Here is a 22,331-nt window from a genome sequence, read left to right on the forward strand (position 1 = left end):
TTCGGGGCTCTGCCCCAGGCTCCGGGCCGGGGCTCTATCCCTGGCCCCGGATCGGGGTTCCGCCCCAGGCCTCGGTTCGGGGCTCCGCCCCGGGCCCCGGGGTTCAGGGGCGGAGCCCCTGCCACGCGGCGGAGCCGCGAATGGATGCTGCGGGGAGGGGCGGGGAGGGGAGCGCACCGATATGCGGCTCCGCCGCGTGGCCCGCCGGGCAACCCGTGGCGGTGCGCCCGCCGTTCCCCTCCGCCGTCAGGCGGACCCCGTGCTGGCCAGCGCGCCCGACAGCTCCACCGCGACCTCCTTGAGGATCGGCACGATCCGTTCCGTGGCCTCGTCGGTCACCCGGCCCGCCGGGCCCGAGATGGAGATGGCCGCCGGGGCGGGGGAGTCGGGCACCGGGACGGCGAGGCAGCGCACGCCCACCTCCTGCTCGTTGTCGTCCACCGCGTAGCCCCGCTCGTGGACCTGTCGCAGCGCCTCGAGGAACCCGTCCGGCGAGGTGATCGTCTTCTCGGTGGCCGCGGGCATGCCGGTGCGGGCCAGCAGGGCGCGCACCTCCTCGGGGGGCGTGTCCGCCAGCAGCGCCTTGCCGACGCCCGTGGTGTGCGGCAGCACCCGCCGCCCGACCTCGGTGAACATCCGCATCGAGTGGCGCGAGGGCACCTGCGCGACGTACACCACCTCATCGCCGTCCAGCAGCGCCATGTTCGCGGTCTCGCCGGTCTCCTCCACCAGCCGCGCCAGATACGGCCGCGCCCAGGTGCCCAGCAGCCGGGCCGAGCTCTCGCCTAGCCGGATCAGCCGGGGCCCGAGGGCGTACCGGCGGTTGGGCTGCTGGCGGACGTAGCCGCAGGCCACCAGCGTGCGCATCAAGCGGTGGATGGTGGGCAGCGGCAGCCCGCTGCTGGTGGACAGCTCGCTCAGTCCGACCTCGCCCCCGGCGTCGGCCATCCGCTCCAGCAGATCGAAGGCGCGCTCCAGGGACTGGACACCGCCGGTGGTGGCGGTGGTCTTGGGGTCGGCGGACGGCACGTCGGCGATTTCCTTTCACAGTGGGCGGCGCCGGCCTCGCACACGCGTCGGACGCCGCGGCCGACCGGCCACGGGAAGCCTACCCGTCCGCGGCGACCTCCCGTAGCCGCTTGTCAACGATCTCTGTCCGATCCATTGACGAGGATGGCCACCCTGACTAATTTCTGCATCCCGAAAAGGTGATTCCATCTTATGGAAACAGAGAGTCGTCGCGGGAGTGCTATGCGCATCCTTGTGCTGAATCCGAACACCACAGCCGCCATGACCGCCGGCATCCGGGACCTCGCCGAGGCCGTCGCGAGCCCCGGCACCAGCATCGTGGCCACCGAGCCGCTGTGGGGTCCCGAATCGATCGAGGGCCACTTCGAGGGGTATCTGAGCGCCGCCGCCGTACTGGACCGGCTGACGACCTTCGACGAACCCTTCGACGCGCTGGTCATGGCCGGGTTCGGCGAGCCGGGGCGGGAGGGGGCGCAGGAACTGCTCGACGTCCCGGTCCTCGACATCGCCGAGTCCGCCGCCCAGATGGCCATGATGCTCGGCCATTCCTACGGCGTCGTCACCACCCTCGACCGGGCGGTGCCACAGATCCGGGACCGGCTGCTCACGGCGGGCCTGCTGGCACGCTGCGCGGGTGTGCGCGGCACCGGTCTGGGCGTACTGGAGCTGGAGGCGGACCGGGAGCGGACCGTCGAGGTCATCGTGGCGACCGCGCGGGAGGCGGTGGAGCGGGACGGCGCCGAGGTGATCTGCCTGGGCTGTGGGGGCATGGCCGGGCTGCGGGAGCGGGTCTCGAAGGCGCTGGGTGGTCTGCCCGTCGTCGACGGGGTCGCCGCCGCCGTGAAGTTCGCCGAGGCGCTCGTCGGGCTCGGCCTCTCCACCAGCAAGGCGCGGGCCTTCGCCCCGCCCCGGCCCAAGACCATCACCGGCTGGCCCCTGAGCGGCCGTCGGCCCGGCATCCGGTGAATCGGCGGCTTCAAGGGCACCAACCTCAAGGGCACCAACCTCAAGGGCACCAACCTCAAGGGCACCAACTTCAAGGGCAGTAACGGCACGACCGCACCACCCCCTCGGAGGGCACCATGACAGCACCCCGTTCGCCCGACCCCCGGCTGTACAACGAGGACCTCGCGCCCGCGAAGGAGCGCACCTGGGGGACGTACAGCATCTTCGCCCTGTGGATGTCGGACACCCACGCGATCAGCAACTACGCCTTCGCGGCGAGCCTGTTCGTGCTCGGGCTGCCCACCTGGGAGGTGTTCCTCTCGCTGCTCGCCGGCATCACCATCGTCCACTGGCTCATGAACCGCATGGGCCACGCGGGCCACCGCACCGGAGTGCCCTTCCCGGTCCTGGCGCGGGCCAGCTGGGGGGTGTACGGCGCCAATATCCCGGCGCTGATCCGGGCCGTGATGGCGGTCGCCTGGTACGGCATCCAGACCTGGCTGGCCTCCGAGGCGCTCATCCTGCTCGGCGTCCAGCTCGCGCCGGGGCTCGCGGCGTACGACCACAACTCCATCCTGGGCCTGTCGACCCTGGGCTGGATCGCGTTCCTGGTGATGTGGCTGCTCCAAGCGGTGCTGCTGACCCGGGGCATGGAGTTCATCCGCAAGGTGCAGGACTTCGCCACCGGCCCGGTGGTCTGGCTGGTCATGCTCGTGCTCGCGGTATGGCTGGTGGTCAAGGCGGGCGGCGACATCTCGCTCACCCGCAGCCTGACCGGGCTCAGCGGTGGCGAACAGCTGCACCAGAGCGTGATCGCGGTCAGTCTGACCGTGGCCACCTTCCTCACCCTGGTGCTCAACTACGCCGACTTCGCCCGCTTCACCCCGGATCACCGCTCGTACCGGCGCGGCAATCTGCTGGGGCTGCCGGTGAACTTCACCGCCTTCGCCGTCGTCTCCGTGCTGATGACGGCGGGCACGATCTCGGTCTTCGGCACCGCGATCGCCGATCCGGTCCATGTCATCGCGCGGATCGACAACCCGGTGGTCACGGTGGTCGGCGCGCTGTCCTTCATGATCGCCACGATCGGGATCAACGTCGTGGCGAACTTCGTCTCACCGGCGTACGACTTCGCCAACCTCGCCCCCAGGCACCTGGACTTCCGGCGCGGCGGCATGGTCACGGCGGTGCTCGCGATCGTCGTGATGCCGTGGAAGCTGTACTCCAGCCCGGTCGTCATCCAGTACTTCCTGGGCGGCCTCGGCGCCTTCCTCGGCCCGCTCGTCGCGATCCTGCTGGTCGACTACTACCTGGTGCGGCGCGGCCGGATCGACGTCGACGCCCTGTTCAGCGCGGACGAGGCGGGCGCGTACTACTACCGCCGGGGCTTCAACCCCGAGGCCGCCATCGCCTTCGTGCCCGCGGCCGCGGTCTCCGCGGTGCTCGCGCTGGTCAAGTTCTTCGCGGACGTCGCCCCGTTCTCCTGGTGCTTCGGACTGGTCATCGCCGGGGGTATCTACGGTCTGCGGTCCGCGAAGGCCAGGGTCGGCGGCGCGATGGCCCAGGCGCTGATCACATCGCAGGTCACCTCGCACGTCGCGACGGGTGGGGTCTTGACCCGCCCGGCGGCGGAGTAAAGACTTGCCGCATTCAGTGGAAGGATTATTCCGCATGACGAAAGGCTGGTGACGGTGTTCGACCTGGATCCGGAAGCGCGTTCGGAGCCCGAGCCGGAGCTGATGCTGCGCTCGCGCCGCGTCATGACCCCGGACGGCCCGCGCGCGGCGTCCGTCGCCGTGTCCGTCGCCGAGGGGAGGATCACCGCCGTCCTGCCGTACGACACCGCCGTACCGCCCGGGGCGCGACTCGAAGACCTCGGGGACGACGTTCTGCTCCCCGGCCTCGTCGACACCCACGTCCATGTCAACGACCCCGGCCGCACCGCATGGGAGGGGTTCGGCTCCGCCACCCGCGCGGCCGCGGCCGGCGGCGTCACCACCCTCGTCGACATGCCGCTCAACAGCGTCCCGCCGACCACCACCGTCCCGGCCCTGGAGGTCAAACGGGCCGTGGCCCGGCGGTCCGCCCATGTCGACATCGGGTTCTGGGGCGGCGCCGTGCCCGGGAACGCGCGGGAGCTGCGGCCGCTGCACGACGCGGGCGCCCTCGGCTTCAAGGCGTTTCTGCTCCCCTCCGGCGTGGACGAATTCCCGCCACTCGCCCCCGACCAGCTCCGGACCGCCCTCCGGGAGATCGCGGGCTTCGGCGGACTGCTCATCGTCCACGCCGAGGACGCCCGCCTCATCGACGGCGCCCCGCCGCCCACCGGCCCGCGCTACGCCGACTTCCTCGCCTCCCGTCCGCGCGCCGCCGAGAACGAGGCCATCGCGGGCCTCATCGCCCTGGCCCGCGAGCTGGACGCCCGCGTCCACGTTCTGCATCTGTCGTCCGCCGACGCGCTGCCGCTGATCGCCGATGCCCGCCGTAAGGGCGTCCGGGTCACCGTGGAGACCTGCCCGCACTTCCTGACCCTCACCGCCGAGGAAGTCCCCGACGGCGCCACGGAGTTCAAATGCTGTCCGCCCATCAGGGAGGCCGCCAACCAGGACGTGCTGTGGGCGGGGCTGGCGGCCGGGGAGATCGACTGCGTCGTCTCCGACCACTCGCCCTGCACGGCCGACCTCAAGGTCGGCGACTTCGGGCAGGCGTGGGGCGGTATCTCCTCGCTCCAGCTCGGGCTCCCCGCCGTCTGGACGGCGGCCCGGCGGCGCGGCCACACCCTCCACGACGTGGCCCGCTGGATGTCCACCGGCCCCGCCGCGCTCGTCGGTCTCGACCGTAAGGGCGCCATCGAACCCGGGCGCGACGCCGACTTCGCCGTCCTCGCCCCCGACGAGACCTTCACCGTCGACGCCGCCGCCCTCCACCACCGCAACCAGGTCACCGCCTACGCGGGCAGAACGCTGTACGGCGTCGTACGGTCCACCTGGCTGCGCGGCCGGAAGATCGCCGACCACGGCACGCCGACCGAACCCACCGGCCGACTCCTGGAAAGGCAGGCCCGCGCATGACCGCGCCGATCCCCCGCTTCACCGGCGACGCCGCCCCTTACGGCGGCGGCGACCCGTACGCCGACTACCGGACCGCCGACCTCCCCTTCACCCATCTCGTGGACCTGGCCGACCGGCGGCTCGGCGGAAGCGTGATCGCGGCCAACGACGAGTTCTTCGCCGAACGCGAGAATCTGCTGAAGCCCGAGACCCCGCGTTTCGACCCCGAGTCCTTCGGCCACAAGGGCAAGGTCATGGACGGCTGGGAGACCCGGCGGCGGCGCGGGGCCTCGGCCGACACCCCGCATCCGGCCGAGGACGACCACGACTGGGCCCTGATCCGCCTCGGCGCGCCCGGGGCCGTCCACGGCATCGTCGTCGACACCGCCCACTTCCGCGGCAACTACCCGCGCGCGGTGAGCGTCGAGGCCACGGCGGTGGACGGCACCCCGTCCCCCGAGGATCTCCTCGCCGACGACGTCGTATGGACCGAACTCGTCCCCCGTACGGCGATCGGCGGCCACGCCGCCAACGGCTTCCCGGTCTCCGTCCGCCGCCGCTTCACCCACCTGCGCCTCAAGCAGCACCCCGACGGTGGCATCGCCCGCCTCCGCGTCCACGGCGAGGCCGCCCCCGACCCGGCCTGGCTCACCGCCCTCGGCACCTTCGACCTGGTGGCGCTGGAGCACGGCGGCGCGGCCGAGGACGCCTCCGACCGCTTCTACTCCCCGCCCGCCAACTCCATCGGGCCGGGCCGCTCCCGCCGGATGGACGAGGGCTGGGAGACCCGGCGGCGCCGCGACACGGACCACGACTGGGTCCGCTACCGCCTCGCCGCCCAGGGGATCATCCGCGCCGTGGAGATCGACACCGGCTGCTACAAGGGCAACGCACCGGGCTGGGCGGCGCTCTACGGCCTCGACGCGACAACCGGCGCGGACCCGGCCGACCATACGGCCCCGGCCTGGACCGAACTCCTGCCCCGCACCCGCCTCCAGCCCGATACGGTCCACCGCTTCCTCCTGGACGCGGCCCCGCCGGTGACCCACGTCCGGATCGATATCTACCCGGACGGGGGCGTGGCCCGGCTACGGCTGCACGGCTCGCCGACCGAGGAGGGCGCGCGGCGGCTGGCCGCACGCCATGCGGAGCTGGGCGGTGGCTAGCCCTTGGCCCTCATTCCCGGCATCCGCCGCTACAGGTACCGGACCCGGATGCCGGGACCGAGATCGCGCGTACCGGTGACGACCTGCCCCCTCCCCACCTCGACGGTGAGGCGGGGCCGGGCCGGGCGGCCCGCCAGCGAGGACAGGTCCAGTGGACCGGGCACCGGGCCCTCGCACATGCCGAAGAACACCCTGCTGAGTGAGGGGAGCGCGTTGAGGGGGCTGAGGTCGGCGGGGAGGTCACAGAGGTAGAAGCCGAGATCCTTCGCCCGGAGACCGGCGGCGGGGAACGACCGAAGCTGCTCGCGCAGATCGAATCCGGCAAGCCGCAGCTGTCCGACGCCGAGGAGTGGGGCGGAATCCATGAGACCGCGTATTTCCCCCGAGCCGTCGAGCGACAGATAGTCGAGCGGCCGGAGGCGATCGAGGAATCCCAGCTCGGGATCGGCCGGGAGTTCTCCGAGTGACAGTCTGGTCAGCGACCGTGGCAGCGGGAGCTGGTCCAGCGGAGACAGGGGTGACCAGTAGTTGAGCTGCAGGTACCGCAGGCGGGTGAATTCCTCCAGCACCTCGGCACCCCTCAATGGCCCGCTTCCGTTGACCGAGAGGTTCGTCAGCTCCGCGCGGTCGGCCAGCGGGCCGAGATCGGCCCCGTCCATCAGCCGATTGATCGACAGGTGAGAAAGCGGGGGCAGCTCCTTGAGAGTGGCGAGCCCCGAAGTGAAGGGGTAGTTGATCCCCACCTTCCGAGCCGACCGCAGCCGCGTGGCCGCGGTCCACTGGCTGGGATGGGAGAGGCCGAGGTGGATGTCCGCCAGCCGAAGCCGTACCAGCACCCGCCGGGCATAGTCATCGGGGTCGAAGTACTTCCACATGTTGGCGAGCTCCTGCTGCACATCGCCGCGCCCGTCCTCCGCGTACCCGGTCAGCAGATCCAGCGCCGCCTCGCCGCCGATGAGAGCCGCGGTGCGCACCGCCGCGCGGGCGGCGGTCTGCGTGAGGTCGCCCAGCGAACGCGGCAGCCTGCCGAGCACCGGCTCACCCACGGCCGCCAGGGAGGTCGCGTCGCTTCCGCGCCGGGGCGGCACCAGCACGCCCAGGTTGTGGTCCAGCCGTCCGGCGAGCCCGGTGGGCACCGACTCCATGGTCTCCAGGCAGGAGGCGGCCAACAGCCGCAGCGCACGCGCATGACGGCGCTCGGCCTCCGCGCGGTCGAGGATGCCGGTGACCAGTTCCTCGCGCTGGCCGCGGTTGGCGTGGCCCGCGGCCATGATGATGGTCTCCCGCCAGGTGTCCAGATGGGCCCGCTCGATCAGATTGCCGACGCGGTCCTCGACCGCCGCCTCCTCGGCCGCCAGATACTCCTGGAAGCTGCGGTGCAGGAAGTCGACGCGGTCGTCGGCCGGGGCGCGCAGCACTCCGGAACGGTTCACCAGATGGTCCAGAACCGGTCCGCCCTCGACCTCCAGATGGCGCATCGACCGCAGCTTGGCCGTGACGTGGTCGAGCGCCCGCTCCCGGGCGATCTCGCTGCGGTTGTTGTCCGACAGCCGCCACGCGAGATCGCGCAGCAGGCACAGCTTGTCGGTGAGGCTCAGCGTGACGTCCATGGCGCTGGGCACCCCGCGCTCCGCGTCGCGGCGCTGCACCAGCAGCTCCAGCGCGATGCGGTACAGCTCCATGCGGTTGCGCGGCAGCCGGCTGCGCCGCCCCAGGTGCAGCGCGCACAGCAGGGCGGCCAGGAGCGGGTTGGCGGCGAGTGCGCGCAGATGGGGCCGGTCCTGGAGGCTGGTCACCAGCGCCCGCTCGTAGTGCGGCAGTTCCTCGGGCGCGCAGGGTGCCTCGCCGGAGTGCAGCTGTACGGCCTGGTGCCACTGGCGTACGAAGGCGCGCAGGTCGGCGGGGGTCATCCGGTCCAGGCCCACCGGGGCGAAGCCCTCCGACCTGAGCCAGTCGCCGTGCGCGGCCGTCGGCCGGGTCGTCACCACTGAGCGGGTGTCCGGGTAGGCGGTGAGCAGGAGCCGTAGCCAGTCGCGGACCTTGCGCCGTTCGCTCGCGACGAGCTCGTCCAGCCCGTCCACCAGGAGCAGCACCCGGCCCGCCTGGAACTGGCGGTCCGCCCAGGCGGCGGGCATATGGCCGGTCAGCGGCCCGGCGGTGACGTCCAGCAACTGCTCCAGGCGCGGCAGCTCGCGGTTGGCGTAGTGACGGAGCTTGACCAGGACGGGGACCAGGCCGTTCCAGTCGGCGAGATCACCGCCGAACGCGCCCCGCGCGGCGGTGACGGCCAGCCAGTTGAGCAGCGTCGTCTTGCCGGAGCCCGCCTCCCCGCGCAACAGGACGCGCGGCGACTGCCGCAGCGCCGCCTCGACCCGTACGCTCGCCGACGACTCCTGCTCGGCCCGGTCCCAGTCGCCGATGCCCGTCCGTATCCGGTCGGCGGACCCGTCGGCCGTCCGCCGTGCCGCCCGGCCGCCCCCGTCCGTGCTGACCCGCAGACTGATGTAGGCGACGGACAACTTGGTGCGCGGGGCCTGACCGGCCGTGAAGCTGAACAGTTCCACCTCGTCCAGGGTGCGGCTGAGGAACTCCAGGTACTCCCTGCGGAAGGCGGCGTCCTGATCCGCCCCCTGCGGCGCGTACAGCGATCTGACCGGGAGCCGCTCCAGCACCCGGCTCAGCTCGGGGCCGAGTTCGCCGACCCGCCCCAGCAGTTCGGCGATCCCGCGCTCGGTGAAGACCGGGAGCCGCTGCAGGATCCGTACATAGCAGTCGCAGCACTCGGCCAGCAGCAGCTCGTAGAAGTGCGTGGCCGCCTCGCCCAGCCCGGCGGGCGGGGGAGCGGAGGACCGCACCCGGCGGGCCAGCTCGGCGGGGTTGGCGTCGGACCCGAGGATCGCCTCGTCGGACAGGTCCGCGCGGGCGAAGGCCGCCGTCACGGCGTCGAGCGCCGCCTGCCGCCCGCCCTCCTCCAGATCGCGGAACTCATGTCCGCACATGGGCTCAAGCCGCGCCGCCACCGCGTCCGCGATCTGCTCGAACTGCCGCTCCACGCCCCGCTGCGCCCGCAGCCCCGGCACCCGCCGCCGGACCAGGGCGGACATCTCCATCCGGCTCTCCTGCTCGCGTCGGCGCGGTTCGAGCCATAACCGCACGACGCGGGTGGCGACCGTCCGCCCGAGATTGATGGCGGCTGCCTCAGCGCTCACTCCGCACATCCCTTTCCGGGTCCTGTCTGCCTGTGAGACCCATGGGGTAGTTCTCCCGGATCAGCAGGCTCAGGTGTTCCCGAGCGCTGCCGAGTTGGGCCGCCGTAGCGGCTGCCTCCTGAATCAGGTACTCCAGTCGTTCAGAACGAAGTCCCTCCCGGAGAGCTTCGTTGACTTCTTCTCGATTGGCCAGCATCCAGGAGGTCCGGGCGTCCACAGCCAGGCGTCCCGTTGGCATTGTCCGAGACGGAGAGGGGGTGCGGGTCCGGCGGCCTCGCGTGGAGCTGTGCTGCCCGGCGCCGGGCCGACGCCGCCCACGCCGATGAGTTTCACGGTCACAAGAGGTCGATACGGGTGACAGCCGACAAGCAGAGGGAGGCCCACGATGGGCAAAGTGTTCACTCACATGACGATGTCGCTGGATGGGTTCGTCGCGGATCCGAATGACCAGGTCGGGGAATTGTTCGAGTGGTACGAAGCGGGGGAGGTGACCGTGCCGAACCCGAATGAGACCGTTTCGTTCCAGGTCGACGACGCCAGTGCGGAGGCGCTACGAGAGTTGACCGGCAACTGCGGTGCACTCGTCGCCGGCCGGCGCCTGTTCGACATCGCTCGTGGTTGGGGTGACAAACACCCGGCAGGCGCCCCCGTCGTCGTGGTCACTCATCGCGAGCCCGAGGACGCCGCCACGAAGTGGCCCACAACGACGTTCGTCGATGGAGTTGAGGCCGCGATCACCCGGGCCGGACAAATCGCCGGCGATCAGGACGTCACTATCGCGAGCACGACGATCACCCAGCAGGCACTCGACCTCGGTCTGGTGGACGAGGTATGTGTCAGCCTCGTGCCGGTGCTGTTCGGCGAGGGGATCCCCTACTTCACGAAGCTGGACCGGGGCCACCAACTCCTCGACGACCCGATCGTCATCCAGGGGCGCCGTGCCCTTCACCTGCGGTACCCGGTCCGACGTTAGCCTCGCGCTGTCGCGAGGTGGGCTGTCCGAACAAGATGGCGGGTCCCTCGGGGGTGTTCGGCTTGTGGACGACGATGGCCGCCACGACGCCGATGGCCGGCCCGGCGCGCGTCCCGCTTCGGCGTGCTGCGGGCGATCAATGCGCAGTAAACCGACGAACAGGCGCAGCAATTCATCGACGTACTCGACACGGACGGCGACGGCACGATGTCGTTCGAGGAGTTCTGGGCCCCGATGCAGGGCATCGCGGACTGACCACGGGCGTTCCGGCCACCCCGCGCGGCGCCGGGGCGGCGCCGGGGCGGTGGCGGAGGCGCGGTTCAGCAGCTTTGCCGGCCTTACGGTGCCGTCGGCGGCGGCGGTGAACACGGCGGGACTCGAGTCGCCACCGCCGACTAAAAGCCGCGCCAGAGTTCAAGGAGCTTGTGAGCATCGATGCCATCGATGGAGGTCATCGACGTTATAGGGTTCCCTCGGTGCGCCGGTGCCGCCAGAATCTCTGCTGAATCGACGTGGCAAGGGCTCCGGTGTCCATCGCAGTGCCGTGCACGGCACTGCGAGCCCCGCCTTCGCCATCGGGATGCACTTTCGCTTCGGAACGTGAGTGCCGGATGCTGCACGGCGAGTACCGGCAGACGCGTCTTCCTGACAAGCCGTATGAGGGAGCCGCCATGAGTAATAGCCCAGTAGTGGACAACCGCGCTGATGTGGGTGACGCAGAACTGTCCGAAATCAGCGACGGCGTATTCGCGTACGTTCAGCCGGATGGGACCTGGTGGATCAATAATACTGGCTTCGTTGTCGCCGATGACCGGGTTGTCGCGATCGACTCCTGTGCGACGGAAAAACGCAGCAGGAGACTACTGAGCACGATTGACCACGTCACCAAAAAGCCGGTGAGAACGCTCATCAACACGCACCATCACGGTGACCATACACACGGAAATTTCGTCTTCAGGGATGCAACTGTCATCGCGCACGATGCCTGCCGCAAAGCGTTGATCAGCGAGGGCCTGCCCCATACGGCCCCGGTCGCCGGTAGCGGGGCCTGGGGGGAGCGGGAATGGGGCACGGTCCACCTGGCCCCGCCCTTCGTCACGTTTACTGACAGCGTGAACGTCTACGCCGACGACCTGCTGTGCGAGGTGCGGCATCTGGGCATGCCCGCTCACACGACCAACGACGCCGTGGTATGGATCCCTGAGCGCAAGGTTCTCTTCGCCGGGGACCTGCTGTTCAACGGCGGCACGCCGTTCCTGCTGGCCGGTTCCCTGCGCGGGGCCCTGGCCGTGGTGGGCAGACTGAAGCGGTTCGACGCCGAAGTGATCGTGCCAGGTCACGGTCCGGTCGGTGGCCCGGAGATCATCGACGAGGTGCTGGACTACCTGCGTTTTGTACAGGAAGTGGCGCAACGCGCCCACGCCGCGGGGCTGACACCCTTGCAAGCGGCCCGTGAAGCCGAACTGGGCCGGTTCGCCGCCCTCAGCGACAGTGAACGCCTCGTGGGCAATCTCCACCGCGCCTATTCCGAGCTCGACGGCGGCCCGATGGGCGCTTCGCTCGACGTCCGGGCAGCCTTGCACGACATGGTCACCTTCAACGGCGGCCGGCCCCTGACATGCCTGGCCTGACCCGGTCACCGGTTACGCGGCGGCATTCCCGTCCGGCACAGCGGCCCGCCGACACCACCCCAACCTCCGGCACGATAGAAGGTCCTCATGGAGGCGAAGGATCCGGCAGGGGCCGCATACCTGCATGGTCTGGACATCGGTCACATTCACGCCCTGTACGCCCTGCTGAGTGAGCGTTCCGTCACCGGCGCCGCACAGCGGCTCGGCCGTACCCAGCCCACGCTGTCCGCGGCGCTGGCCCGGCTGCGCCGGCACTTCTCCGACGAACTGCTGACACGGGTCGGCAACCACTACCAGCTCACGCCGTTCGCCGAGCAACTGCGTCCGCTGGTGGCCGTGGCCGTGTCCGCCGTCGAGCGGGTCTTCGCGGCCCAGTCCGAGTTCGACCCCGCCACCTCCGACCGGGTGTTCACCGTCGTTTCCTCCGACTACGGCATCAGCGTGGTCGGCGCGGCGCTGGTGGCACGCCTGCAGGAGCAGGCTCCGCGTGCCTGCGTACGCTTCGAGCCGGTCACACCCGAAGCACTCAGCCGCAACCCTGACTTCTACCGCACTCTCGACGGGGTGCTCATGCCTCACGGCTACATCGATCTGCCCCGGCAGATCGACCTGCATCGCGACCGCTGGATGTGCGTGGTCGCGGCCGGCAATCCGCTGGTCGGGGAAGAGCTGACCATGGAGGACCTGAACGCGCTGCCCTGGGTGACGACGTTCCACGACCCCTTGGGCCGCGCGCCGGCGTGGCGCCAGATGGAATTGCTCGGCGTCACACCGCGTGTGTGCGGAATCGCCGACTCCTTCCTGGCCATGCCCCAACTGGTGTGCGCCACTCAGGGCATCGCGTTGGTCCAGGAGCGACTTGTGGCACCCCTTGCCGACGCTTTGCGGGTGCGGGTACTGGAATGTCCTTTCGATGCCGTACCGCTGATCGAGGCCTTCTGGTGGCACCCGATGTATGACAGCGACAGCGGACACAGGTGGCTGCGCGACACGTTGCGTGACATTGCGCGAGAGCTCATGAACCCGGAATAGAGCGCATCTATATCCTCCATCGGAAGAACGGGCTTCCTTTGGGCTGCTGGGCGGTCCAGGCTCTTTCGTGTCGTTACCGATGTGAGAGGCCCGTTTGATGGTCAATACGAGCCGCACGTCCGCAACGGATGTGCACGCCCACGTATGGCTTCCCGAAGTTCACGACCTCGTGGAAAGCCATCCCGGATTCCTCGCTTTCACGGATCTGGAATTGTTGCGGTCCGGCCTGGAGTCCGCCGCGGTGAGTGAAAAGGCCTTCGCCGAGCGCCGGCCGCGGCTCACCGATGTCGGCGAGCGGCTGGCTGTGATGGACACCTCCGGAATCGGCGTTCAGGTCGTGTCCGTGGTGCCGACCCAGTACCACACCTGGACCCCGGCCGCACTGGCCGTGGAGGTTGCGCAGACCACCAACGAAGGTGTCGCACGGCACTGCGCACAGGAGCCGGAGCGGCTGGTCGGTCTGGGCGCGGTGCCGCTGCAGCACCCGGAGCCGGCCGTGGAGTGCCTGGAGCACGCCGTTCTCGTCTGCGGCCTGCGCGGCATCCAGATACCGTCCCACGCCTGGGACGCGCATACGCGCGCCTCCGTGGAGTTGTCGGACCCGCGTCTGGACCCGCTGTGGCGGCGGGCGGAAGAACTCGGGGCGGTCGTCTTCCTGCACCCGTGGGGGTGCACCCTGGACGAACGCCTCAACCGCTGGTACCTGTCCAACTCCGTGGGACAGCCCGTCGAACACGCGGTGGCCCTGACCCATCTGATCTTCGGCGGAGTCCTGGACCGCTTTCCACGTCTGCGGTTGATCGCGGCCCACGGCGGCGGCTATCTGCCGACCGTCCTGGGCCGCGCCGACCACGCGTGGCTGCATCGCGCCGAAGCCCGCTCCTGCGCTCAGCGGCCCAGCGCCTATCTGGAGCGCCTGTGGTTCGACTCCCTCGTCTACGCCGCCCAGGACCTGCGCAACCTGGTGGCCGCGGTGGGTGCGGAGCGGGTGCTGCTGGGCTCGGACTACCCCTTCGACATGGGCGTGACCGATCCCCTCGACCGCCTGCACGCCGCCCGGTTGAGTGCGCACCAGACCACGCGGATCGCCTCCGCCAACGCCGCCGAGCTGGACCTGATACCCCGGTCGGCCGCGGAAAGGAGCACGTCGTGAGCGCCGTCATCACCGTCGCACCGACCGGCCCCATCGCCACCAAGGCCGACCACCCGGCGCTGCCCACCCAACCCGAGGAGATCGCCGAAGCCGTTGAGCGGGCCTACGAGGACGGTGCCTCGGTCGCCCATATCCACCTGCGCGACGATCAGGACCGGCCCACCGCGGATCTGTCCGTCGCCCGCCGGACCATGGAACTCATCCGGGAACGCTGCCCGATCCTCATCCAGCTGTCCACCGGCGTCGGCCTGAGCGTTCCGTTCGAGGAACGTGCCGGCCTGGTCGAGCTGCGCCCGGAGATGGCCACCCTCAATCCGTGCAGCATGTCCTTCGGCGCCGGGGAGTTCCGCAATCCGCCCGCCGGAGTGGAGCGCCTCGCCGGCCGCATGCAGGAACTGGGTGTCAAGCCGGAACTGGAGATCTACGACACCGGCCACCTGGATGCCTGTCTGCGACTGCGCGACAAGGGACTGCTCACCGGACGCCTTCAGTTCAGCATCGTCCTCGGCGTCCGCGGAGGCATGGCCGCCACCCCCGCCAACCTGGCCCTGCTGGCCCAGCGCCTGCCCGAGGACGCCATCTGGCAGGTCATCGCCATCGGCCGACACAACCTGTCACTCACCGGAATCGGCCTGGCCCTGGGTGGCAACGCCCGCGCGGGCCTGGAGGACACCCTCCATCTGCGCAAAGGCGAACTGGCCCCGGACAACCGGCCCTTGGTCCAGCGGGCCGTACGCCTGGCCCAGGCCCTGGACCGGCCCGTCGCCGGCATCGGCCGGGCCCGCGAGGCCCTCCTTGCCACGCAGCCGTGAACCTCCGCGGCTGCACGTAACTCCGAATGGATCCGAATGGACCCGAATCCGAATGGACCCGAATGAAAGAGACCGACATGTCAACCGCTTTCGACCCGGCGGAAATCCTCCGCACCCGGTGGTCGTCCGACGACGAGGCAGACCGCTTCACCGTCGACAACCCCGCGACCGGCAGCCCGATCGTCACCATCCAGGGAGCCGGTGAGAAGGAGGTCGGTCAGGCCGTCACCACGGCCTACGACGCCCACTTCGCCTGGAAGGCGCGGACCCCCCGCGAGCGGGGCCGCTGGTTGAACAAGGTGGCCCTGGCCGTCCGTGAGCACGCGGACGAGATCGCCGCGCTGGAGTCCAGCGACAACGGCAAGCCGTTCACCCAGGCCCGTGGCTTCGACCTCGAGGCATGCATCGCCATCTTCGAACTCTTCGCAAGCCTGTGCGAAGTGATGCCCAACCAAGTGCGTGACGCGGGCGCCACGCTCGACATCACCACCCTGGAGCCGTACGGCGTCATCGCGGCCATCGTGCCGTTCAACTGGCCACCACTGCACACCGCCGGCAAGCTCGCCCCCGCCCTCGCGGCGGGCAACGCCGTCGTCATCAAGCCTCCGGAGCAGGCCCCGCTGTCGGTGATGCGCGTGATGGAGATCGCCCGGTCGGTCCTCCCGGACGACGTCATCCACATCCTTCCCGGTCTGGGCAAGGTCGGTGCCCACCTGGCGGGCCACGAGCTCGTGGGCAAGATCTCCTTCACCGGCGCCCCCGCCACCGGCTCCGCCGTGCTGAAGACGGCCGCCGACAACCTCACCCCGACCCTGATGGAGCTCGGCGGAAAGAACCCCTTCGTCATCTTCGAGGACGCCGACCTCGACTCCGCCGTGTGCTGGGCCGTCGAAGGCGGCTACTTCAACCAGGGCGAAGCCTGCACCGCGGCCTCCCGCGTGCTGGTGCAGCGCAGCATCTACGACGAGGTCGCCCGGCGCCTCGCCCAAGCCGTGACCCGGCTGCGCGTCGGCAACGGTGCCGACCACTCCACCCACGTGGGTCCGCTGGTGACCGAGGCCCAGCGCAGGCGCGTCCAGGACTACATCGACCTCGGGATCGCCGAAGGCGCCACGCTCGCCGCCCAGGCCGACCTGCCCACCGACCCGGCACTCGCCGGCGGCTACTACGTGCGTCCCACCCTGTTCGCGGACGTAACGCGCGACATGCGCATCGCCAGCGAAGAGATCTTCGGCCCGGTCGTGGCCCTCATCCCCTTCGACGACGAGGACGAAGCGGTCAGCATCGCCAACGCCACCGACTTCGGACTCGTCGCCGGCGTCTTCACCCGCGACTCCGAGCGCGCCCTGCGCGTCAGCCGCAGGATCACCGCCGGGATGGTCTTCGTCAACAACTACAACCGTGCATTCACCGGAACGCCCTTCGGCGGCGTCGGCCACAGTGGCTACGGCCGTGAGCACGCCCTGGAGACACTCCACGAGTTCGGCTACAGCAAGAGCCTGCGCCTGCCCTCCGGGCTGAGCGAGGTGGCCCGCTGGAGTCCGTCCACCGAAGTCTTCGACACCTCTCCGGCCGGGGGAGAGCAATGACGGAGAGAGCAGACGCATCGGCCACCGTAGAGGACGCATCGGCCACCGTAGAGGCAGTGCACCGGCGCGCCCTGCGCAAGGTCACCTGGCGCCTCGTGCCCCTCGTGCTGCTCATGTACACGGCTGCCTTCCTGGACCGCGTCAACATGGGTACCGCCGCCCTGACCATGAACACCGACCTCGGGCTGAGCGGCGCCGCCTTCGGCTTCGCCACCGGCATCTTCTCCGCCGGCTCCGAACGCCTCCGCGACGCACGGCTGCTCACCTTCGCGGTGGCCGTCGGACTGCTCTGGGTGGGATTCGCGGCCCTGACCGCCTTCCTGCCCCTCATCATCGCCGGTTCGCCACCCGCTACCACACCTACCTCAGCCTGGTGCAGACCGGGCTGCTCGCCTCCGTCGTCTACGTGGCCGCCGTCGCCGTCGCCCTGCTCTCCGCTCTCGGCACCGTTTGCGCGACGGCAGCGGCAACTACGACAGCGGCCTGTACTTCGTGACCGCGGCGCTCTCGTCGCATGCGCCCAGCGCTCACCCTGCTCGCCAACCGCGTCCCCGCCCCCCGGCCGGACCTGTCGAGCCCGCCACCTTCCCGTCCACGCCGAGCCGTTCCACGGAAGGCCCCTGACGTATGTCGACCCTGTGGAAGTAAGGAGCTAACCGTGATGATTCCTGATGTGATCGACGTGCACGCCCATTTCACCCCACCCACCACGCCCGAGGAACGCGAAGCGCGCTGGCATGCGATGCGTGAAGCGCGGTTCCTTGCGCCGGAGCCCTACCAATGGACGGTCGACGGGACGCTGGACTACATGGATCGCGCGGGTGTCGCGATGCAGTTGTTGAGCAACATCCCCAAGACTCCGGACGCCCTTCGGGCGTCCAACGACTACGGAGCGTCGGTCGTGGCGGACCATCCGGCGAGGTTCGGTCTGCTCGCGGCCCTGCCCACCGACGCCCCTGCCGTCGCCCTTGCCGAAATCGAGCGGGCCTCCAGTGAACTGCACGCGGACGGGTTCGCGGTGACCTGCCACTACAACGGGGTCTACCTGGGCGATGCAAGTCTGGAACCGGTCTGGGCCGAACTCGATCGCCGAGGTTCGACCGTGTTCGCCCACCCGGACGCCTACGCCCCGGCGTCCATGGGGCGGCCCAGCCCCTTGCTGGAAGTCGCCTTCGAAACCGCCCGTACGGTCATCGACATGCTCTACGCGGGCATCTTCCGCAGGTTCCCGAACATGCGGCTGATCGTTGCGCACTGCGGCGGTGCGCTGCCTGCCTTGTCCGGCCGCCTGCATCTGCTGGGCACCGAGGCATGGGTGCCGAACACGAACGGACTCACCCAGAGCGAGATACGGGACCACCTCGCCCGGCTGTATCTGGACACCGCCGCCACCGGCACCATCCACACCCTCGCACCAGCCCTGGCCATGACATCACCCGAGCACATCGTGTACGGCTCGGACTCCGGCGTTCCTTGCAGCACGGAGCACACGCTGGAAAGCAACCGGCACGCCGTGGCGGACTTCACCGGGCTACCCCGTGATCAACTCGAAGCCATCGGCCGCAATGCGCTGCCTTTGTTCCCGCGAGCCGCAGCCCGAGTCGGCCGACAGGTCACGACGGCCTGAAGATCGCTGCCTTGGAGACCCGAGCCCATGCACTGCCGGCCGCCGCAGTGCCGGCTCTGAAAGGCGCCTGTGAACAGGTCCGACGGCGGGCGGCCATCATCTGGGCCCAGGCGGGCTTGAGGGCCTGCCCCCGGACGGTCAGGTCTTTGAGGTGCCGAATTGTGGTGCACTTCGACACCGTCGTGCGACCCGCACATCTCGCAGGTGTCGGCGAGCAGGGGCGGTCCGCTCATGGCTCCGCCCGTGATCCGTCGGATGGAGCTCAGGGGTGCAATGACGATCTTTCCCACGTGCCCCCTGCGGGAGAGTTCTTCCTGCGCTTGAGCGGCCTGGTTCAGTGGGAAGGTCGCGGCGATGACGGGCTGGACCTCGGCCCGACGGGCCAACTTCATGAGGAGGTCGAAGTATGCGGCCTCGCTCGATCATGCCCAGCGCCGTGCCGTACGCGGTCGGCAACGTCGCGAGCTGGTCGTTCGTGAGCGGAGATACCGTCACGTCATGGCTCGCCCAGGTCGCCGGACACCTCGCCCGGAACGCGCGGGGTGCCGTCCCCCGGCATGACCGCTCACCCCGTCGGCTTCGGGAGCCCGATCGGGTTGGGGAAGCGGAGGGCGGTGGCGCAGGCGGTGGTCAGGGGGGTGAGGAGCTGGACCAGGGTCGTCACCTGCTCGAGGGGCAGGGGGCGCCAGGGGCGTTCCGCCGCCCGGTCCGTGGCGGTCTCGGCCGTGCGGAGGAGTTCGTGTCCGGGCTCCGTCGCGGCTCCGTCCGGGGTGAGCAGGCCGCGGTCGGTCAGGCGCTGGGCGGCGGCGTCCCACTCCTGGTCGGTCCAGCCCCGGTGGGGCTGGAGTTCGGCGCGGGGGATGTCCACGGCGGAACGGAGGACGAGGGCTTCACAGCCGTCGAGACCGGCGGCGACGAGGGCCGCGACATGGCCGTCGCCGCGATGCTCGCGCAGCAGGGTCGCCGCGTGCCATAGCCGTTCGACCGGTTTGTCGGGAAAGTCCAGTGCGCCGTTCGCGGCGGCCAGTACCCGGCCGGAGCCGTCCAGGCCCGCCGCGCGGGGGACCAGGGCCTCGGCGGCGCGCTCCACCTCGCGCTCGTGCCCGGCGAGCAGCCGGGTGAGGGCGGCCGCGGCGCCCGCGCGGCGGAGCTCCAGGGCGCGCTCGGGGGCGGTCAGGGACCAGATGTCGGGCAGGGCGCGGGCCACCATCGCGGGGGCGAAGGTGAAGAAGGACGCCACGACGGGCTCCGGCCCGACCGGTCCGAGGGGCGCGGCACGGCCGGCGAAGTAGCCGCGCCAGAAGCCGCGGAGCCCGGCGTCCTCGTACGCGGCTCGGGCCTCCGGGGCGAAGTACCCGACCGCGTGGATCGGCTCGTAGAGGGCCCACATCGTGCGGGCGGTCGTCGCGGCGCTGGTGTTCATCGCCATGCTCCCTTCTGGACCGAGCTTCAGGGCCGAGCTTCTGGACCGGCTTCAGGGGCGAGCTTCTGGACCGGCTTCAGGGGCGAGCTTCTGGGCCGAGCTTCAGGACCGACCTTCGGCGCCGACCCGGGGCCGGGCCACGACCGGCATTGTGCCAAGCTCACGGAACCGGGTGGGCCGGGTCGTACGTTGGCCCGGATGTCTGGTTATGGCACTACCTGGCACTACCTGGCACTACCTGGCACTACCTGCACCACCTGACGCGACCCTCGAGGAGAGCGGCTGTGACCCTGCGGCAAGAGATCGTCGGCAACGCCATGCAGATGGCGGTCTGCACCCTCCACCCGGGGCAGACCGTCTACTGCGAGGCCGGAAAGTTCCTGTTCAAGACGTCGAACGTGACGATGGAGACCCGGCTGTCCGGGCCCGGCGGGGGCGGCGGTCAGGCCGCCGGGGGCAATGGCGGAAGCGGCTCGGGCGGTGGCATGGGCGGGATGCTGCGCCAGGCCATGGGCACCGCCATGCAGGTGGGGCAGCGGGCACTGGCGGGGGAGTCGCTGGCGTTCCAGTACTTCACCGCCACCGGCGGCGAGGGCACCGTCGGCTTCGCCGGGGTGCTGCCCGGTGAGATGCGGGCGCTGGAGCTGGACGGGAGGCGGGCGTGGTTCGCGGAGAAGGACGCCTTCGTGGCGGCCGAGTCCACCGTGGAGTTCGGCATCGCCTTCCAGGGCGGGAAGACCGGGCGCAGCGGCGGTGAGGGGTTCATCCTCGAGAAGTTCACCGGGCACGGCACCGTGATCATCTGTGGCGCGGGCAACTTCATCGATCTCAATCCGGCCGATTTCGGCGGCCGGATCGAGGTTGACACGGGCTGCATCGTGGCCTTCGAGGAAGGCATCCAGTACGGCGTGGAGCGCATCGGCGGGCTCAACCGCCAGGGGCTGATGAACGCGGTCTTCGGCGGTGAGGGGCTGTCGCTGGCCACGCTGGAGGGCGATGGCCGGGTGATCCTCCAGTCGCTCACCATCGAGGGCCTGGCGAACGCCCTGAAGAAGGCACAGGGCGGCGACAAGCAGGGGCCGACGGGCGGGATGTTCTCCACCCACGCGGGGTGATCGGCGGCCCGGAGTTCCGGGCTCCGGCGGGGGGGCTACTTCGCGCCCGCCACATAGAAGAGGAAGAAGAGAAAAGCGGCGATGAAGTGGACGCCCACGAGGTAGATGAAGACCCGCACCGTGAAGGTCATCGGCGCCCGGTCCTCCTCGTTCGGGCCGGTCCGGGCCGGTGTCGCGGGGTTCATCGGGGCATCGGTCGCATCTGTCGCATCGGTCGCACTCAAGTCGTTCCCGTCCTTCATGGGGCACCGGGCCTTCCTCGGTGAGCGGCGTCGCCGAGGCACAGCTCGGCCGCGCCGCTCTGCAGCAGCGTGTGGACGAAGAGCAGATCCACGCCGCCGGGCGAGGCGGCGGCGATGCGGTGCGGGGTGAGCGAGTCGAAGTGGGCCGCGTCGCCCGCGGAGAGGGCGTGCACGGTCTCGCCGAGCGTCAGCCGCAGCCGGCCGCCCAGGACGTAGAGCCACTCCTCGCCGGGGTGGACCCGCACCAGGTCCTCCTGGGCGGCGGAGCGCTCCGGCACGTGCAGCCGCAGCGCCTGCATGGCCCGGCCGGAGCCGCCGGCCTGCCAGTAGGTCCAGCCGCCCGCCTCCTGTGCCGCCATGCGGTCGGCCCGTACGACCGGGTCCCGTTCCGCGGGCACCTCGCCCAGCAGGTCGGATACCGTGGTTCCGTACGTACGGGCCAGGGCCAGCAGCATCGGCAGCGAGGGCTGGCGGCGGCCGGTCTCCAGCCGGGAGAGATGCGCGGGGGAGAGCCCGACGCGATGGGCGGCGGCCTCGAGCGTCAGACCGCTGCGCCGCCGCAGGTCACGCAGGCGGGGAGCGACGGTGGGCAGCTCGGCGGACGGTCCGCCGGGGGTACCGTCGGCCGGACCGCCCGTGGGCCACTCGGCGGGCCCGTGGGGGAGCGGGTTCATGGGTCTGGTATAGCCAGCCTTGACCTCTGAGGCAAAAAGTTTGCCTCAGAGGCAAAGGTTACGCTTTCGTTACCTCCTCTGACGCTTCGCGCAGTTCCTGTGAACTCCCGGAGAACGGCGGTCACTTGGCATTGACACGACAGCGTCTACGCGCGTCATGCTATGTCTATGACAATCCCCCCACGGATCGCCCGCATCGGTGCCCTCGGCGCCCTCGTCTCGACGCTGCTCATCGGCGGCGCGGCCACCGCCGCCACCGCCGTCACCCCGCCGGCATCGCAGACCGTTGCGTCGTCGCAGGTCATCGCCGCCGTTGGCGACATTTGCTACTCGGATCTGCCCTCCCAGGCCCATGACACCCTGGACCTGATCGAGAAGGGCGGTCCCTTCCCGTTCCCGCAGGACGGCACCGTCTTCCAGAACCGTGAAGGCGTCCTTCCGTCCCAGTCCTCCGGCTACTACCACGAGTACACCGTGATCACCCCGGGCTCCGACGACCGTGGCGCCCGGCGCATCGTCACCGGCAAGCAGACGGACGAGGACTACTACACCGCGGACCACTACGCCTCGTTCGACCTGGTGGACCGCGGCTGCTGACGCGGCCCACCGAAGACCGCCACCCCCCGCGACCGCGGCCGCTGCCCCCACCGTGGGGCGGCGG

General features: G+C 70.3%; 20 protein-coding genes. 14 read left to right on the top strand and 6 right to left on the bottom strand.

Going from position 1 to position 22,331, the window contains the following annotated elements; all coding sequences use genetic code 11:
• Window positions 1–246: 246 nt before the first annotated feature.
• The gene (locus NP777_RS30430) at window positions 247–1,029 is read right to left on the bottom strand and encodes an IclR family transcriptional regulator (protein ID WP_256653379.1); all 783 of its coding nucleotides are present in this window, start codon (window positions 1,027–1,029) and stop codon (window positions 247–249) included.
• A 222-nt stretch (window positions 1,030–1,251) separates the two neighbouring features.
• On the opposite strand from NP777_RS30430, the gene NP777_RS30435 reads away from it, so the two are divergent.
• The 5 genes from NP777_RS30435 (at window position 1,252) to alc (ending at window position 6,190) form a co-directional block, all read left to right on the top strand.
• The gene (locus tag NP777_RS30435) at window positions 1,252–1,995 is read left to right on the top strand and encodes an aspartate/glutamate racemase family protein (RefSeq protein ID WP_256653380.1); all 744 of its coding nucleotides are present in this window, start codon (window positions 1,252–1,254) and stop codon (window positions 1,993–1,995) included.
• The gene (locus tag NP777_RS48585; RefSeq protein WP_391858606.1) at window positions 1,996–2,115 is read left to right on the top strand and encodes a pentapeptide repeat-containing protein; all 120 of its coding nucleotides are present in this window, start codon (window positions 1,996–1,998) and stop codon (window positions 2,113–2,115) included.
• Complete coding sequence (locus NP777_RS30440) at window positions 2,112–3,611, top strand: NCS1 family nucleobase:cation symporter-1 (protein ID WP_256653381.1); 1,500 nt, start codon at window positions 2,112–2,114, stop codon at window positions 3,609–3,611. Before NP777_RS48585 ends, NP777_RS30440 begins: the two co-directional genes overlap by 4 nt.
• Window positions 3,612–3,713: 102 nt before the next feature.
• Window positions 3,714–5,045 carry an allantoinase AllB gene (gene allB, locus NP777_RS30445; RefSeq protein WP_256653447.1) on the top strand — a complete coding sequence of 444 codons (1,332 nt, stop codon included), beginning with the start codon at window positions 3,714–3,716 and terminating at the stop codon, window positions 5,043–5,045.
• A complete protein-coding gene (alc, locus tag NP777_RS30450; RefSeq protein ID WP_256653382.1) occupies window positions 5,042–6,190 on the top strand; it encodes an allantoicase in 1,149 nt (382 codons plus the stop codon). The genes allB and alc overlap by 4 nt, the downstream gene beginning before the upstream one ends.
• 29 nt (window positions 6,191–6,219) lie before the next feature.
• On the opposite strand, the gene NP777_RS30455 is transcribed toward alc, so the two are convergent.
• A complete protein-coding gene (locus tag NP777_RS30455; RefSeq protein WP_256653383.1) occupies window positions 6,220–9,399 on the bottom strand; it encodes an NACHT domain-containing protein in 3,180 nt (1,059 codons plus the stop codon).
• 385 nt (window positions 9,400–9,784) lie between these two features.
• On the opposite strand from NP777_RS30455, the gene NP777_RS30460 reads away from it, so the two are divergent.
• From NP777_RS30460 to NP777_RS30490, 7 genes are all read left to right on the top strand, one after another.
• The gene (locus NP777_RS30460) at window positions 9,785–10,372 is read left to right on the top strand and encodes a dihydrofolate reductase family protein (RefSeq protein ID WP_256653384.1); all 588 of its coding nucleotides are present in this window, start codon (window positions 9,785–9,787) and stop codon (window positions 10,370–10,372) included.
• A gap of 611 nt (window positions 10,373–10,983) precedes the next feature.
• Window positions 10,984–12,003 carry an MBL fold metallo-hydrolase gene (locus NP777_RS30465; protein ID WP_256653385.1) on the top strand — a complete coding sequence of 340 codons (1,020 nt, stop codon included), beginning with the start codon at window positions 10,984–10,986 and terminating at the stop codon, window positions 12,001–12,003.
• Window positions 12,004–12,090: 87 nt separating this feature from the next.
• On the top strand, window positions 12,091–13,035 hold the full coding sequence (locus tag NP777_RS30470) for a LysR family transcriptional regulator (RefSeq protein ID WP_256653386.1): 945 nt from the start codon (window positions 12,091–12,093) through the stop codon (window positions 13,033–13,035).
• A gap of 97 nt (window positions 13,036–13,132) precedes the next feature.
• Window positions 13,133–14,188 (top strand): amidohydrolase family protein, encoded by a 1,056-nt coding sequence (locus tag NP777_RS30475; protein WP_256653387.1) that lies wholly within the window; start codon window positions 13,133–13,135, stop codon window positions 14,186–14,188.
• Window positions 14,185–15,000 (top strand): BKACE family enzyme, encoded by an 816-nt coding sequence (locus NP777_RS30480; protein ID WP_256653388.1) that lies wholly within the window; start codon window positions 14,185–14,187, stop codon window positions 14,998–15,000. The genes NP777_RS30475 and NP777_RS30480 overlap by 4 nt, the downstream gene beginning before the upstream one ends.
• A 77-nt stretch (window positions 15,001–15,077) precedes the next feature.
• Window positions 15,078–16,589, top strand: coding sequence for an aldehyde dehydrogenase family protein (locus NP777_RS30485; RefSeq protein WP_256653389.1), 1,512 nt, complete (start codon window positions 15,078–15,080; stop codon window positions 16,587–16,589).
• 661 nt (window positions 16,590–17,250) lie between these two features.
• Entirely contained in the window at window positions 17,251–18,216 is a 966-nt protein-coding gene (locus NP777_RS30490) for an amidohydrolase family protein (RefSeq protein ID WP_256653390.1), read from the top strand.
• Here NP777_RS30490 and NP777_RS48590 read toward each other — a convergent pair.
• Both NP777_RS48590 and NP777_RS30500 read right to left on the bottom strand, forming a co-directional pair.
• Entirely contained in the window at window positions 18,132–18,608 is a 477-nt protein-coding gene (locus NP777_RS48590) for a zinc-binding dehydrogenase (RefSeq protein WP_391858605.1), read from the bottom strand. The genes NP777_RS30490 and NP777_RS48590 overlap by 85 nt on opposite strands.
• Before the next feature lie 173 nt (window positions 18,609–18,781).
• Entirely contained in the window at window positions 18,782–19,639 is an 858-nt protein-coding gene (locus NP777_RS30500) for an SCO6745 family protein (RefSeq protein WP_256653391.1), read from the bottom strand.
• Window positions 19,640–19,923: 284 nt separating this feature from the next.
• Here NP777_RS30500 and NP777_RS30505 point away from each other — a divergent pair, with 284 nt between their 5' ends.
• Complete coding sequence (locus NP777_RS30505) at window positions 19,924–20,754, top strand: AIM24 family protein (RefSeq protein ID WP_256653392.1); 831 nt, start codon at window positions 19,924–19,926, stop codon at window positions 20,752–20,754.
• A 35-nt stretch (window positions 20,755–20,789) separates the two neighbouring features.
• Here the strand turns inward: NP777_RS30505 and NP777_RS30510 are convergent, their stop codons facing one another.
• Together NP777_RS30510 and NP777_RS30515 are read right to left on the bottom strand one after the other, a co-directional pair.
• On the bottom strand, window positions 20,790–20,978 hold the full coding sequence (locus tag NP777_RS30510; RefSeq protein ID WP_256653393.1) for a DUF6126 family protein: 189 nt from the start codon (window positions 20,976–20,978) through the stop codon (window positions 20,790–20,792).
• Window positions 20,979–20,992: 14 nt separating this feature from the next.
• Complete coding sequence (locus NP777_RS30515; RefSeq protein WP_256653394.1) at window positions 20,993–21,670, bottom strand: helix-turn-helix domain-containing protein; 678 nt, start codon at window positions 21,668–21,670, stop codon at window positions 20,993–20,995.
• A 168-nt stretch (window positions 21,671–21,838) separates the two neighbouring features.
• Between NP777_RS30515 and NP777_RS30520 the strand changes: the two genes are divergently transcribed.
• Window positions 21,839–22,267, top strand: a complete 429-nt coding sequence (locus tag NP777_RS30520; RefSeq protein WP_256653395.1) for a ribonuclease — start codon at window positions 21,839–21,841, stop codon at window positions 22,265–22,267.
• Window positions 22,268–22,331 lie beyond the last annotated feature (64 nt).

This window comes from Streptomyces rugosispiralis, assembly GCF_024505145.1.
GTDB classification, from domain to species: Bacteria; Actinomycetota; Actinomycetes; order Streptomycetales; family Streptomycetaceae; genus Streptomyces; species Streptomyces rugosispiralis.